The sequence below is a fragment of the Labrys okinawensis genome (assembly GCF_047345005.1).
GTDB classification, from domain to species: Bacteria; Pseudomonadota; Alphaproteobacteria; order Rhizobiales; family Labraceae; genus Labrys; species Labrys okinawensis.
On the sequence record NZ_CP178864.1, the window covers coordinates 5,471,031 to 5,484,160 of the forward strand.

General features: G+C 59.3%; 11 protein-coding genes. 5 read left to right on the forward strand and 6 right to left on the reverse strand.

Annotation, left to right across the window (positions count from 1 at the left end; genetic code table 11):
• Positions 1–12 precede the first annotated feature (12 nt).
• Complete coding sequence (locus ACMDCR_RS25515; RefSeq protein WP_413989307.1) at positions 13–240, reverse strand: hypothetical protein; 228 nt, start codon at positions 238–240, stop codon at positions 13–15.
• Positions 241–339: 99 nt separating this feature from the next.
• On the opposite strand from ACMDCR_RS25515, the gene ACMDCR_RS25520 reads away from it, so the two are divergent.
• Positions 340–1,101 (forward strand): hypothetical protein, encoded by a 762-nt coding sequence (locus tag ACMDCR_RS25520; RefSeq protein WP_413989308.1) that lies wholly within the window; start codon positions 340–342, stop codon positions 1,099–1,101.
• A gap of 87 nt (positions 1,102–1,188) precedes the next feature.
• Here the strand turns inward: ACMDCR_RS25520 and ACMDCR_RS25525 are convergent, their stop codons facing one another.
• The 3 genes from ACMDCR_RS25525 to ACMDCR_RS25535 form a co-directional block, all read right to left on the reverse strand.
• A complete protein-coding gene (locus tag ACMDCR_RS25525; RefSeq protein WP_413989309.1) occupies positions 1,189–1,803 on the reverse strand; it encodes a tetratricopeptide repeat protein in 615 nt (204 codons plus the stop codon).
• Positions 1,804–2,750: 947 nt separating this feature from the next.
• A complete protein-coding gene (locus ACMDCR_RS25530) occupies positions 2,751–5,057 on the reverse strand; it encodes a beta-glucosidase (RefSeq protein ID WP_413989310.1) in 2,307 nt (768 codons plus the stop codon).
• 241 nt (positions 5,058–5,298) lie between these two features.
• Entirely contained in the window at positions 5,299–6,192 is an 894-nt protein-coding gene (locus ACMDCR_RS25535) for a LysR family transcriptional regulator (protein ID WP_413989311.1), read from the reverse strand.
• Between the two features lie 125 nt (positions 6,193–6,317).
• Between ACMDCR_RS25535 and ACMDCR_RS25540 the strand changes: the two genes are divergently transcribed.
• The 3 genes from ACMDCR_RS25540 to ACMDCR_RS25550 all read left to right on the forward strand — a co-directional run bounded on the left by ACMDCR_RS25540 (position 6,318) and on the right by ACMDCR_RS25550 (position 8,927).
• A complete protein-coding gene (locus ACMDCR_RS25540) occupies positions 6,318–7,316 on the forward strand; it encodes a quinone oxidoreductase family protein (RefSeq protein WP_413989312.1) in 999 nt (332 codons plus the stop codon).
• Positions 7,317–7,347: 31 nt separating this feature from the next.
• Positions 7,348–8,379: an alpha/beta fold hydrolase gene (locus tag ACMDCR_RS25545; RefSeq protein WP_413989313.1), complete on the forward strand. Its 1,032-nt coding sequence runs from the start codon at positions 7,348–7,350 to the stop codon at positions 8,377–8,379.
• Positions 8,380–8,528: 149 nt separating this feature from the next.
• A complete protein-coding gene (locus ACMDCR_RS25550) occupies positions 8,529–8,927 on the forward strand; it encodes a cupin domain-containing protein (protein ID WP_413993720.1) in 399 nt (132 codons plus the stop codon).
• Between the two features lie 148 nt (positions 8,928–9,075).
• Here ACMDCR_RS25550 and ACMDCR_RS25555 read toward each other — a convergent pair whose 3' ends face one another.
• Positions 9,076–9,372: a DUF2282 domain-containing protein gene (locus tag ACMDCR_RS25555; RefSeq protein WP_413989314.1), complete on the reverse strand. Its 297-nt coding sequence runs from the start codon at positions 9,370–9,372 to the stop codon at positions 9,076–9,078.
• A 257-nt stretch (positions 9,373–9,629) separates the two neighbouring features.
• Between ACMDCR_RS25555 and ACMDCR_RS25560 the strand changes: the two genes are divergently transcribed.
• Positions 9,630–10,394, forward strand: a complete 765-nt coding sequence (locus ACMDCR_RS25560) for a haloacid dehalogenase type II (RefSeq protein WP_413989315.1) — start codon at positions 9,630–9,632, stop codon at positions 10,392–10,394.
• A gap of 32 nt (positions 10,395–10,426) precedes the next feature.
• On the opposite strand, the gene ACMDCR_RS25565 is transcribed toward ACMDCR_RS25560, so the two are convergent.
• Positions 10,427–13,078 (reverse strand): MGH1-like glycoside hydrolase domain-containing protein, encoded by a 2,652-nt coding sequence (locus ACMDCR_RS25565; protein ID WP_413989316.1) that lies wholly within the window; start codon positions 13,076–13,078, stop codon positions 10,427–10,429.
• Positions 13,079–13,130: the final 52 nt, after the last annotated feature.

Consider the following 13,130-nt stretch of genomic DNA (forward strand, 5'->3'; position numbering starts at 1 on the left):
AGCGGTCCCATGTCAATAAAAGACGTCGACGAACTGGATTTCGAAGAGCGCTACTACGAGGACGACCCACAGCTTGAGAAGGAAAGCATCGACGAATTCATCGTCATGATTTCCCAGGTGATCGGCCAGCACTTCGATAGTGGCGAGCGCCCGGCCCGAAGGGATGCCCATGCCTTCGATATGGGATGCGTGCGGGCATCCTTCGTGGTGGAGAGCGACCTTCGCGCGGAATTGCAGCACGGCATCTTTTCCAAGCCCGGGAAGACCTATCAGGCCTGGATCCGTTTCTCCAACGGAAATTTCTTCCCCACGACGCCCCGCTCCCCCGACGCCAGAGGCATGGCGATCAAGCTCATGGGTGTCGAGGGGCAGAAAATATTGAGCGACGAGCGGTTCACCCAGGATTTTATTCTGATCAATCACCCGAATTTCTTTGTCAACGATCTGAAGGATTACATCGAGGTATTGAGGAAATACCTGGAGGGGGGCTTCTGGAACCAATGGGTCCTGGCGCCCTTGCGCCTGCGATCGCTCCGGCTGATCTGGATTGCCCTGCACGTCAACCTGACAATCGCATCCAGCCCCTTGGCTCGGCGCTACTGGTCCATGACCCCTTACAAATTCGGCGACGGCCGCCCGCCCTACGCCGTGAAATACACCGCCATTCCCAAGCTGCCGATTCCCGGTCTTCTCCAGAGGATCCGCAACCTCCTGGCCGCGAATTTCTCACCCAAGCGCGCCATGCAGGAAATGCTCGAGCGCCACGAGGAAGTGCGGTTCGATTTCTACATTCAATCTTTTGTCGACTCGCGCAGCACCCCCATCGAGGACACCAGCGTCGAATGGAGCGAAGAGATTGCGAGGATCGACCGCGTGGCACAGATCGTCATCCCTCGACAGGACATCATGTCCGAGGAACGCGGCAAGTTCTGCGAAAACCTGTCCTTCAGCCCCTGGCACTCGCTTCCGGCGCATAAGCCCCTGGGGCTCATCAATCGCGTCCGGAAAAGGGTCTATCTGGCCATCAGCGACCACCGGCATGACCTGAACGGGGAGAAATCGCATGAACCGATGGCCAAGGAACCTGAAGAAATCCGGTGAACCGCGCTGGGTTTGCCGAAGGCATTTCGTTTGAGCCACGCCACGACGGCGAACTCGGTTCCTTGTGCCCAATTGCACTCTGCCCGCCTACCGCCATGCAGCTTGATCCAGAGCCTGGAGGAAATCGCCGGCGTGCGCCAGCCTGTCGGTCAGCTCCTCGCCTGCCTTCGCCTCGGCCCTGGTCATCTTGCGTCGCAACGCCTGGGCATAGAAACGGTTGAGCGGCGACAGATTGTAGAGCGCATAGGCGACAACACGGTTCTTCGGCACGCTGAGGCCGTAGTCATACATCGCAGCCAGCGATGACTGGCCGACGGGGTCCTTCAGGGCGGCAGCCTTGCGATACCAGCTCATCGCCAAGGCATGGTTCTGGTGCACGCCCTGCCCGCTCTCATACATCAATCCGAGACTGGTCTGAGCCTCCACAACGCCCTGTTCGGCTGCCTTGAGATACCATTGGATCGCGATCCCGTCGTTCTCGTCGACGCCCTCCGCTCCGGCATACATATCACCCAGCTTTTTCTGCGCCCTGGCATCGCCCTGTTCCGCCACGGGGCGCCATTCGCGAAGCGCAGCGTCGAAATCGCCCTTGCTGTAGGCAGCCTTTCCCTCATCAAAGCCAGCCTGTGCCAGCCTGCACGCCATCATCACCAGCAGCGCGGCCGATGCCGCTTGTGCTGACCACCTATATCGCGTGCGCATTCCCTTCTCCGTCCCGCCTCGATCACCGCAAACCTTAAGGCATTTCCGCGCATATCCCCTGTGGCAACCTGCCGCGATCACGCTCGCCCGGGCTGGCGGCGGCAATCGATGGAACATCTCAGCAAAGGACAAGCAATATTAGCGAAACACCGGGCCGCTATGTTACAACTTCACGCAATGGGAACGGGACGATGGGTCCGTGGACTGATTTTATTGGCTCGCTAATCGTAGTGGGGCTTATGGTCACCCTATACCTCGCTACCATATTCTGACTTACAGGCAAGCCAGACGGCTCGCTACCAATCCCGGCTGCCGTTCGGCATGGCGGAATAAGCTTCCTTTACTCCGTGCGGCAGGATTTGGTGGGCTGGCGAGGGACGGCAGCGCAGCTCTTATCCGGACTTGAGATAGGCGCGGCTAACTTTCTGTCACCTATCGCGCACGCCGTCAGTTCTCCTCGTGGCCGAAGTCCCTCCTTGAAACGGCTCCCGGATGGTAGAAGACTCCCGCCGAGGCAGCAAAGGAGGACGCAGATCTGAAGGCAAACTCTCCAGCAGCACTCAAGAGTTCACCAAAGAGGAATATTTTGCTATTATTCCCTCCGACGGATCCACGGAAATTAGATCCGTCAAGACGGGCGAGCCCGAAGACTCAGCCCAGGGCCTCTCGGGGCCCAAGTCACCATCGAACGCCGGATAGCCAGGCGTGACTTTGGCGGCTTCAGAGCAAACCGCCGCTTCTCCAAAGCCTTACGCATGGAGACTTGCGATCCTGGAACGGGATATGCAAGGCGCTCGGTGAGTTGAACTTCGGTAACCGCGCGGCCGTCCCAGCGTCGATGGCGATGAAGCAGACTGGGCGTTTTCGGCCAGGGCCAGACATTCAGGGGCGCCGGCCTCCGCGAAAGCCAGAGTTCAAACACGCAACGCGTTGGTCGTCATTGCCACCTAATGCTTCCCAACATCGAGTTCGCGCAAATCCAGGCGCACCGTCGCAGTCGCGGCAGCATCAGTCGCCGACTGGCCGACAATGACTTTGTAGGTTCCAGGCGCGATCTTCCACTTTTTGGAAATTGTATCGAAGGTGGCCAGCAGCAGAGGATCTATGTCGAGCGTGATCGCCTTTGTTTCGCCAGCGCTCAGTTCGATCTTCTTGAAAGAAACGAGACGTTTCGGCGCTTCCCAGCTTCCGCCTTCTGGTGCGATGTAGGCCTGCACGACCGATTTGCCTGCAACCTTCCCGGCGTTTCGAACCGATAACGAGACGCGCAGGCCGTCGCCTTCGCGCTCTGCCCTCAACCCATCAAAATCGAACGTTGTGAAACTGAGGCCATAGCCAAATGGAAAAAGTGGTGTCAGGGCGTGACTGTCGAACCACTTATAGCCGATGGCGGCGCCCTCCACATTGTAGTTCGTGAAGGGGTGAGCGTTTTCATCCACTTTGGCGTCCCCATCGAGTTCCGGACGCGGAAGCTGGGAGAGGCTTGCCGGGAAAGTGACGGGCAGGTGACCCGACGGGTTTACCTCCCCCGTCAAGATACGGCCGATTGCCTCACCGCCTGATGTTCCCGGATACCACGCTTCGAGCACGGCGCCGACCTTGGAAAGCCATGGCATGAGCACCGGCCCGCCGGTTTCGAGCACGACGATCGTTCGCGGGTTCGCCTTGGCCACCGCGGCGATCAATGCGTCCTGACCATTTGGCAAATCGAGATTCGGCAGGTCCAGGCTTTCGGCTGCCCATTGTGTCGCGAAGACGATGGCAACGTCACTCCTGGCGGCGAGGCTGGCCGCTGCATCAAGGTCTTTTCCATCGGCGTAAGTGAACGCAGCGGCGCTGCGTGATTGGAGAGCCTTCATGGGCGGGGATGGGTAAAAAACCATCGGCCCCGGGAAATTCTCCGGGCCTTCATTTGGCAGCGCCAGGCCACCGAGCGGATAGACCTGTGAAGACCCGCCGCCCGACAAGACGCCCTTGTCGGCATGCCCGCCTATGACCGCAATGGACTTCACCGCCGATGTGAGGGGCAGAAGGCCCTCGTTCTTCAGGAGAACCATGCTCTCTTCCGCCGCAGACCGCGTCACATCCGCATGGGCACGAAAATCGATCAGGGCGGATTGGTCCGCTACGACCGGATCATCGAAAAGGCCGTTGGCGAACATGGCAAAGAGGATGCGGTGGGCCATGTCGTCGAGCCGAGCCTGGTCGACATGGCCATAGTTGAGAGCTTCGCGAAGGGCGTCGCCAAAATATGCGGAGGCATCGAACGCCCAACCGGATTCCTGATCGAGACCGGCGTTCGCTGCCTCGACGGTAGAGCGGACCGCACCCCAGTCGGACATGACATAGCCTTTGAACTGCCAATCCGTTTTCAGAACTTGATTGAGCAGCCAGTCATTCTCGCAGGCGGCTGCGCCGTTGACTCGATTGTATGCACACATGACGGCGCCGGGCTTGCCGATCTGGTTGGCAAGCTGGAACGCCAATAAATCGCTCGCGCGCGCCGCCGCCTCGCCAATGGTCACGTCGATCGTCTGGCGATTGGTTTCCTGGTCGTTGAAGGCAAAGTGCTTCAGCGTCGAGATTATGTGGTTCGACTGGATGCCCTGGATCTCGAAGCCTACGATCGTGCCGGCCAGAAGAGGATCTTCGCCCGCATATTCGAAGTTTCGTCCATTCCGCGGCTCGCGCATCAGGTTCACGCCACCGGCAAGTTGGACATTGAATCCCGAGAGGCGCGCTTCGTTGCCGATCATTGCACCGCCGGAAAAAGCGACCTGCGGGTTATATGTAGCCGCCAATGCGATGCCCGAGGGAAGTGCCGCGCGTTCCCGCGGTGTGGGGGAGCGCTGGGTTGCGACACCCACGCCCGCATCGGTCTCCCACAACGCCGGAACACCTAAGCGCTCTATCCCGGGAACGTAACCGGCCGAATTCGGCCTCCCGGCGGGTGGCGCGGCGAAATTCTTCGTCCCGGTTATCATCCAGGGCGCCTGCGTGGAGAAATATCCGAACACCAAGCGCAGTTTCTCTTCTCGATTCATGGCAGCCAGAACGAGATCCGCTCGCTTTTCGGCGGGAAGTTTCGCATCCAGCCATTCTCCCGAAACCACGACTGGCACCGCGGTGGGTTGTTGACAGAGGGCAGCCGTTACATCGACGGTGAGAAAGAGGCCCGACATTCCAGTCAGGCACGCGACGAATAGCAGCTTACTTTTTAGGGAAATGCCACCTACCACAGTCGGAATGGCCATGAGCTTGACGACCCTCGAAGCATGCGATGGGCCGCTTCAGGGGAAATAATCCCCGGTTGGCACCGCTGTCGTGACATGGAATACGGCAGACAATTTCCGTCAAGCCTGAAATGGGGACAGCGCTCAGATTACAGCTGTACGGACTTACCGAACCGCCTTGGGATTGCCGTAGGCATATTCGTTTGAGCCACGCTGCCCTAGGCGAGCTGCCCAAAAACGGCGAAGCATGTGGGCTTGGGCTTCAGCCAAGATTCTTTCTTAGCCGAGGTATTACGAAATCGAGAAAAGCTCGCAGCTTCAGCGGCACCTGGCGCTGCGCGGGATAGATTACATTCACCGGTATAGGCGGCGGTTCATACTCGCTCAACAATAAGACGAGGGAGCCTGAATTCACCAATGCACCGGTCAGATACGACAATACCCTTGCGATGCCGGCGCCCGCGGCTGCGGCAACGACAGCGGCCTCACCTGAATCCACGACGAGGCGGGACGGAACCCGGACTGCAACCATCATCTCATCCTGGCGGAATTCCCAGTCGTAGGAGCTTGCGTAGCCCTCGTGAATGACACAATCGTGCGATCGAAGATCGGCGGGTCTTCTCGGCACGCCCCGGCTCTCCAGGTAAGCAGGGCTCGCGCAAAACACCGGCCGGATGAGTCCGACGCGCGCGCCGATCATGCTGCTGTCCGGCAGCTCACCGATACGCACGGCAACATCGACATGTTCCTCCAACAGGTTCACAGCCCGGTCGGTCAATTGGACCCGGACGCGAATGTCCGGAAACATGTTCAGAAACTCCACGACGATCGGAAGAACATGGGTTCGACCCAAGACCGCGGTCATGCTGATAGTCAGTTCTCCTTGGGGGGCGCGATATTCGCCAGACGCGGTGCGCTCAATATCTGCGATTTCCTCCATGATCCGTCGGCATGAGGCTACATAGCTGCGCCCCGCCTCGGTCAATTCTACCTTGCGGTGACCGCGGTTGAGCAAGCGGACATTCAAATGAGCCTCCAGTTCCGCAACCCGTCGGCTGACCGTTGCGAGCGGAAGGCGAAGCCGGCGGCTTGCGGCAGAAAGACTCCCCGTATCCACCGTCGCCAACAGGATGGTCATGGCCTCCAGGCGGTTCATAGCCTTTCACCTGTGAGAGGAACGTTCTCAAAATTACCGTCTACTCACACAATTTGGAAGGGCTTACGTCGTTTGCCAAGGCGAGCCGCTGACTTCCGGCGGCGCGTTGGACAAGGAGCAGGACGATGAAGGCAATCCAGTATCAGTCCTATGGCGACTATCGCGAGAATCGGCTGGTGGACCTGCCGCGCCCCCAGCTTCGTGAGGGCGAAGTGCTCGTCGAGATGCGCACGGTCGGTATCAATCCGTTGGATAACACCTTTCGCTCGGGCCATTACTACATGGCGACATCTGCGAACCTTCCACGTGTCGGCGGCCAGACCGGAATGGGCGTGGTGACCGCGAGCAACGGCGAAAGGTTTTCGGTAGGCGATCGCGTGTTCGTCAGGGGAGCGGGTCTGGGCCTCGTGGCCGATGGGACGTGGCGAGAATTTGTCGTGATACCGGAAGCAAGCCTCTCCCATGTTCCCGAGGGCCTCGATGACAATCGCGCGGCGGCCTATCTGGCTGGCGCCGGGTATCTCACGGGCTACCTGGCACTCACAGAGATTGCCAGGTTCAAGCCTGGGCAGACCGTGCTTGCGCCGGCCATAGGCAGCGCCGTCGGCATGGAGACTGTGCAGGTCGCCCGCCGTCTCGGCGCCGCGATGGCGATCTCGACCGCAGGCAACAGCCAGAAGGCCGAGCTGGCTCGCGCTGCCGGATATGAACACGTCATCGATCTTTCCAGGGAGAGCCTGAAAGACGGCGTCCTGCGGATCACGGAAGGCAAGGGTGTCGATGTCGTCGTGGATGGCGTCAGTGGAGCCCTGACCGGTCAGGCGCTGGCGTCGATCGCCTTTGGCGGCACGCTCGTCATCGCCGGTTACGCAGGCGGACGCGAGGCAAGCGTCAACGTCACCGACGTCATCTGGAAGGCCGCCACCATCCGCGGGTTCACATTCAGGCTCTTCCCGCCGCAGGTGATTGCGACAGCCAACACCGCGCTCCTGGACTACCTGAAAGAAGGAGCGCTTCAGCCGACGATCGGCCGAGTCTTCCCCATGTCCCAGGCGGCAGAGGCTGTCCGCTATCTGATCGAGGATCGCCCCTTCGGGCGGGTTCTCATGGACGTTCAGCACTGATCACCGCATCGACCGATAAAGGAACTCTCTCATGACTTCAGAAACTCTCGAAGGGAGGCGCTCCTTTCTTGCCGCCTCTGCAGCCGCAATTGGCACGGCTTTGCTGGCACCAGCAGCTGTTTCGCCGTCAACGGCTGCGAGCGTCCGCTCGGGCACCGGCTCCGTTTCCGAGGCGCCAGACCTGCCACAAGGATTCACGCAAGTCTTCAAGAGCCACCATGTCGATATCGGCGGCCTGCACCTGCACGCGGTGATCGGAGGCAAGGGGCCTCCCCTGCTGCTCGTACATGGTTGGCCCCAGACCTGGTATCAGTGGCGATTGATCATGCCCGCGCTAGCGCGCGATTTTGAGGTCATCGCGGTTGACCAGCGCGGTGTAGGGCTCTCCGACAAGCCACAAACGGGATATGATTCCGGCAGTCAGGCCAATGACCTCGCCGCGCTGGTGGATGTTCTTGGCCACAAGCGGTTCGCCATTGTCGGCTTCGACACCGGCATGGGGATTGCCTACGCGCTGGCCGCCGATCATCCGGATCGCGTAGACAGGCTGGTCGTGGGCGAGGCCATCATTACGGGCGTTACGCCGTCGCCACCCCTGCTTGTTCCGGGACCACTCAACAAGCGGCTTTGGCACATCGCATTCAACCGGCTCGGCGCCGAGGTGAATGAAGCGCTCGTCAGAGGGCGCGAGGAAGTTTATTTCGGCGCGGAGTATGCGGGCTCGGCCGGCACGCCGCTGCCCGAGAGCGTGGTCCAGTACTATGTCGACCGCCTGAAATCTCCCGATGCCCTGCGCGGCAGCTTCGGATCCTACCGTGCGATCGACACCACCATTGCGCAGAACGTGGAGCGCAGGAAGCACCGGCTGGCTCTTCCGGTCCTGGCGATTGGTGGAGAGAAGGGCATCGGCCAAGGCGTCGTGAGCACCATGAAGCTCGTCGCGGATAATGTGCAGGGCGTGATCATCCCAGGCAGCGGGCACTGGGTTGCCGAGGAGAGGCCTGACGAGTTGTTCGCCGCGCTGGCTCCTTTCCTGTCTCCCTACCGCACACCGGCACTGTAATCGACTTCCACAGCAAAGCGCGTTCAAGCGTACACGCTGCTTTACTCTAACTCTTTGTTTCTACGCGTCTTTGCGATCCTTGCCGCGGCCGTCAAATCACAGAACGCTTTAGGACGGCTTCGACGCCACGATTGACGAAGGAAAAACAGATGAGAAGCGCAATGATCGCCGCAGGAATGCTGCTCCTGATTCATGGCGGTCCTGCTTTTGAGGCGCATGCTCAGCAAGCAGGGATTACGCGCACTGAGCTGCAACGTCACGATCTCAGCACGCCGGGGCGCGAGATGGTCCAGGCTCGCATCGACTTTGCACCGGGAGCCTCTTTTCCAAGACACTCCCATCCTGGCGAAGAAATCATCTATGTCCTTGAAGGATCGCTCGAGTACGAGGTCGCCGGAAAGCCGCCGCTGACGCTGCAAGCAGGCGGCGTCTTGTTCATCCCTGCCGGCGTGGTCCATTCGGCGAGGAACGTCGGACATGGCAATGCTGCGGAGCTCGGTACCTATCTGGCCGAAAAGGGTAAGCCGCTTGTCGTCCTGGCCAATTAGTGGCCCGTCCATAAGCACACAACGCAGAAGCCAATGACTATGTCCCCCAATATGCTGCAGATCCTCGACGCACCGCCAGTGCCGGTAGCCGGCAGAAGTCCCCTCTCCCGAATCCGGGAGAGGGATAGAGCAAATTCGGTCAGGAAACTCAGCTCTTGACCGGGTCCAGCGAACCCATGCCGGTCGGTGTCTTCATGGTGACGCAGGTGCCCTTTGGGACGAGCTTGAACGACTGGCCATCGTAATCAATGGTCGATGTTCCCGCACAGGAATGATTGCCGGCTGCGCAGTCATTCTGGCCCTTGAGCGAAATGCCGAAGCATTTTTCTTTCGTGCCGTCGTTCGCCACCGGGCCTGCGCTGGCTAGCGTCGAAAACATCGCTACAGCGGTAGCTACAGCGCTGGCGAGCGCGAGGGCGGAAGCAGGCTTGTTGAAAACGGACATTGGGTGTTCCTTCCTGGTTGAGATCAGGGTGCGCAGCGTGTGGACCTGGCACCTTCTGTCTCTACGTGGCGTGACGGGTTTTCATTACACCACCCAAGGAAGTCTTCGCTCGCCGGCCCAATTTTGTTCCGGCGCAATGTGAAACAGGAAAATAAGCCATTGATTCACATGGAAGATTTTTTATTCTTCATCCGTCGCCAAACTTCCGGGGCCCGCGAAGGAAGGCAGGCCCTCAACCTGCTAATCGAGGCCCGCGAATGATCAAGGCTTTCGTTTTCGATGCTTACGGCACGCTCTTCGATCCACAGTCCATTTGGCATTCGGTGGAGGAGGCCTTTCCGGGCCATGGCATGTTTATCACCTCTGTCTGGCGCCAAAAGCAGCTCGAATACACGTGGCAGCGCACGGTCATGGATCACTTCGCTGATTTTGCGACGGTGACGCGCGAAGCTCTCGATTATGCCATTAAAACAGTCGCTCCCGACCCAGACGTTCAAGTAATCGACAGCCTATGCGCAGGCTTCAATCGTTTGGAATTGTATTCCGATGCGAAGGAGGCCTTAACCAGCCTTAAGCGACATCGTCTCGCAATTCTCTCGAATGGGAGCCAGGCGATGCTTGGTACCCTATTGAGCAATGCAGGCCTGGATGGCGTTTTCGAATGTGTTGTAAGTTCGGACAGCGTACGAAAATACAAGCCCTGCCCTGCTATCTATCGTGCTGTCGCAGCCAAACTGGACCTTCCCCCGGACCAGATCGCCCTCGTGTCATCCAATGGTTTTGACTTGGCAGGCGCCAGGCATTTCGGTCTTCGAACTCTCAGGATCGAGCGTATTTCTCCTGACAGGTTGCGCAGGTCCTTTGCCACCTCCACGTCGATCACGGCAGAAAGTGCGTTCCTGGCCTTGAGGTCGCAGATGGACGAGTTTGCGGGACAGTCGGATTTCACCTGCGCTTCGTTGCGTGACATTGCGGAAATCGCAGCTTCCAATGCCGCGATCAGGAATCCTGAGGACCGATGAGCAGATTTGCGGAGCCGTCAGCGCATCTGCATCTACTCGTGGGTTGAGACAGGCGTGAGGACATTCGCGATGAGCGCTGTCCATCCTGTTTGATGTGATGCGCCCAGGCCACGCCCGGTGTCGCCATGGAAATATTCGTGAAAGAGCAGGTGATTGCCGATGAGCGCGGGAGAGCCGGCTTCGTCGACAGGCCCTGCGGATGGGCGTCCATCCCGTCCCAGCAGGAATAGCCGGCTCAAGCGCCTGCCAAGTTCGTCGGCGACCTCGCTCAGGTTCATTTTCTGCGACGAACCGCTAGGGCATTCGATCATGAACTCGGGGCCGAAATAGCTGTAAAACCTTCTTAGCGCATCGATGAGAAGGAAATTGACTGGCATCCAGATTGGGCCACGCCAGTTGGAGTTACCGCCGAACAAGCCACTCATCGCCTCCCCTGGAGTGTATGGCACTTCTATCTGCATGCCACCAAAGTCAAGCCTGTAGGGTTTAACCGCATGCGCTTTCGACATTGATCGAATGCCGTAATCGGAAAGGAACTCGGTCTCGTCCAGCATCCTGCGTAACAAGTCTTTCAATCGCTGGCCACGCAAGAGCGAGAGGAGGCGCCGTTCGCCGGAACCGGGCTCGGTCCAACGCGAGACCAGCTGTGCCAGTTCGGGCCGGTACTTCAGGAACCAATTGAGGCGCCGTGTAAAACCTGGAAGCTTTTCGAAAACATTGTGATCCAGCACCTCGACTGCAAAAATCGGGATAAGGCCGACCATTGAGCGCAGTCGTATCGGTGTGAGCTGACCGTCTGCCACTCGCAACGTGTCGTAGAAGAATCCGTCCTCATCGTTCCACAGGCCTTGTCCCGTGCCGCCCACGTCCGCCATCGCTCCCGCTATCGACAGGAAGTGCTCAAAGAACTTGGTCGCGATGTCTTCGTAGACAGGATTGGTCATCGCCAATTCAATGGCAATCCGCATGAGGTTAAGGGCGTACATCGCCATCCAGGCCGTACCGTCGGCCTGATCGATTGAGGTACCGTCCGGCAGCGGGTCGGAGCGATTGAAGGGGCTGATGTTGTCGAGTCCGAGAAATCCGCCCTGGAACAGATTGCGTCCGCCGGCGTCCTTGCGATTGACCCACCACGTGAAGTTCAGCAGGAGCTTGTGAAGCACGCGCTCGAGAAAGGCGGTGTCGGCGATACCCGTGCGCTCACGATCCGTTTCATAAACCCGCAGCGCGGCCCAGGCATGCACAGGTGGATTCACATCGCCGAACATCCATTCGTAGGCCGGCATTTGGCCATTGGGATGCATGAACCACTCACGCGTGAGCAGCACAAGCTGGTCCTTTGCGAACGCGGGATCAATGAGCGACAGCGGCACGCAATGAAAGGCAAGGTCCCAGGCGGCATACCAGGGATACTCCCAGGTATCGGGCATCGAGATGACATCTGCGTTGTTGAGATGAAGCCACTCACAGTTGCGCCCCCCTCGCCGCTCGGCAGGGGGAGTGGGCTGGACCGGATCGCCTGCAAGCCAGATTGGAACATCGAAGAGATAGACCTGCTTTGACCAGAGCAGCCCGGCGAGAGCCTGTCGATGCACGGCTCTCGCATCCGAGTCCATCATTCCGCTCTGTATCGCCGCATAGAACTCATCAGCCTCGTTCCGGCGTGCTGTAAGGATCTCGTCGAAATCGACGAAGGGCTCGCGTGCCGATCCGTCCGGACGCCATCGCAGGCGAAGTGATGCCGTGCCACCGGCAGGCAACGCGAGGTGACAATGGGCGGCTGCCTTGCTGCCTTCGCCCGAGCGGCTGAGCGCTTCCTCGGATCCCTTCACGACGAAGTCATTTATGCCATCCTTGAAAGGGCCCGATGCGTCGACGCCGAACAGCAAGGGCGTGTTGGTTTCGTTCTCGCATAAGAGCCACGCCGTCGGCCGATCGATACTCAACCGCCTCGTTTTCTTGCCTGTGCGAAACGCCAGCACATCACCTGCCTCTTGCCGCAAGCGCGGGCGATCGGCGCCTTCAGTCCAGGACCAGGTGTTCCGCGCCCATAGCTGAGGCAGGACATCGAGGCTTGCCGGCGCCTTCGAGGCATTTTTTATGGAGATCTGCATGAGAATGTCGTCGGGATCTGCCTTGGCATATTCGACCGTTACGTCGAAGAAACGTCCGTCATCGAACGCGCCGGTGTCGACCAGCTCGTACTCCGGCTCGCTCCGCGATCTTGCCTTGTTGACACTGAGGAGATCTTCATAGGGAAAGGCAGACTGGGGGTAACGGTACACCATCCGCTGATAGGAATGGGTCGGGGTGGCATCCACGAAGTGATAGACTTCCTTCACGTCCTCACCGTGATTGCCCTCGGAATTGCCAAGCCCGAACAGACGTTCCTTGAGCATGGCATCCTTGCCATTCCATAGAGCAAGCCCCAGGCACCAGCGCATCGCTTCGTCGCAGAAGCCTGCCAAACCATCCTCGCCCCATCGATAGGCCCGGCTTCTCGCGTGATCATGAGGAAAATATCGCCAGGCATCGCCCGCAGAGCTGTAGTCCTCGCGAACCGTGCCCCACTGACGCTCAGCCAGGTAAGGCCCCCACTTGCGCCAGGGCGTGCCGGTCGCGATTTCGCGTAGCCGGCGACCTTCAGCCGTGTTGAACAATGCGTGTGGCTCTTTGACTGACACGGTGTTTCTCCCACGTTCAACTCCATGATGAAGGCAAGATCCAGATAAGGCT

Excerpts from the sequence above, each read along its gene's own strand:
- ACMDCR_RS25545 (WP_413989313.1), top strand. The coding sequence starts at position 7,348 with ATGACTTCAGAAACTCTCGAAGGGAGGCGCTCCTTTCTTGCCGCCTCT.
- ACMDCR_RS25525 (WP_413989309.1), bottom strand. The coding sequence starts at position 1,803 with ATGCGCACGCGATATAGGTGGTCAGCACAAGCGGCATCGGCCGCGCTG.
- ACMDCR_RS25550 (WP_413993720.1), top strand. The coding sequence starts at position 8,529 with ATGAGAAGCGCAATGATCGCCGCAGGAATGCTGCTCCTGATTCATGGC.
- ACMDCR_RS25560 (WP_413989315.1), top strand. The coding sequence starts at position 9,630 with ATGATCAAGGCTTTCGTTTTCGATGCTTACGGCACGCTCTTCGATCCA.
- ACMDCR_RS25520 (WP_413989308.1), top strand. The coding sequence starts at position 340 with ATGGCGATCAAGCTCATGGGTGTCGAGGGGCAGAAAATATTGAGCGAC.
- ACMDCR_RS25535 (WP_413989311.1), bottom strand. The coding sequence starts at position 6,192 with ATGAACCGCCTGGAGGCCATGACCATCCTGTTGGCGACGGTGGATACG.
- ACMDCR_RS25555 (WP_413989314.1), bottom strand. The coding sequence starts at position 9,372 with ATGTCCGTTTTCAACAAGCCTGCTTCCGCCCTCGCGCTCGCCAGCGCT.
- ACMDCR_RS25530 (WP_413989310.1), bottom strand. The coding sequence starts at position 5,057 with ATGGCCATTCCGACTGTGGTAGGTGGCATTTCCCTAAAAAGTAAGCTG.
- ACMDCR_RS25540 (WP_413989312.1), top strand. The coding sequence starts at position 6,318 with ATGAAGGCAATCCAGTATCAGTCCTATGGCGACTATCGCGAGAATCGG.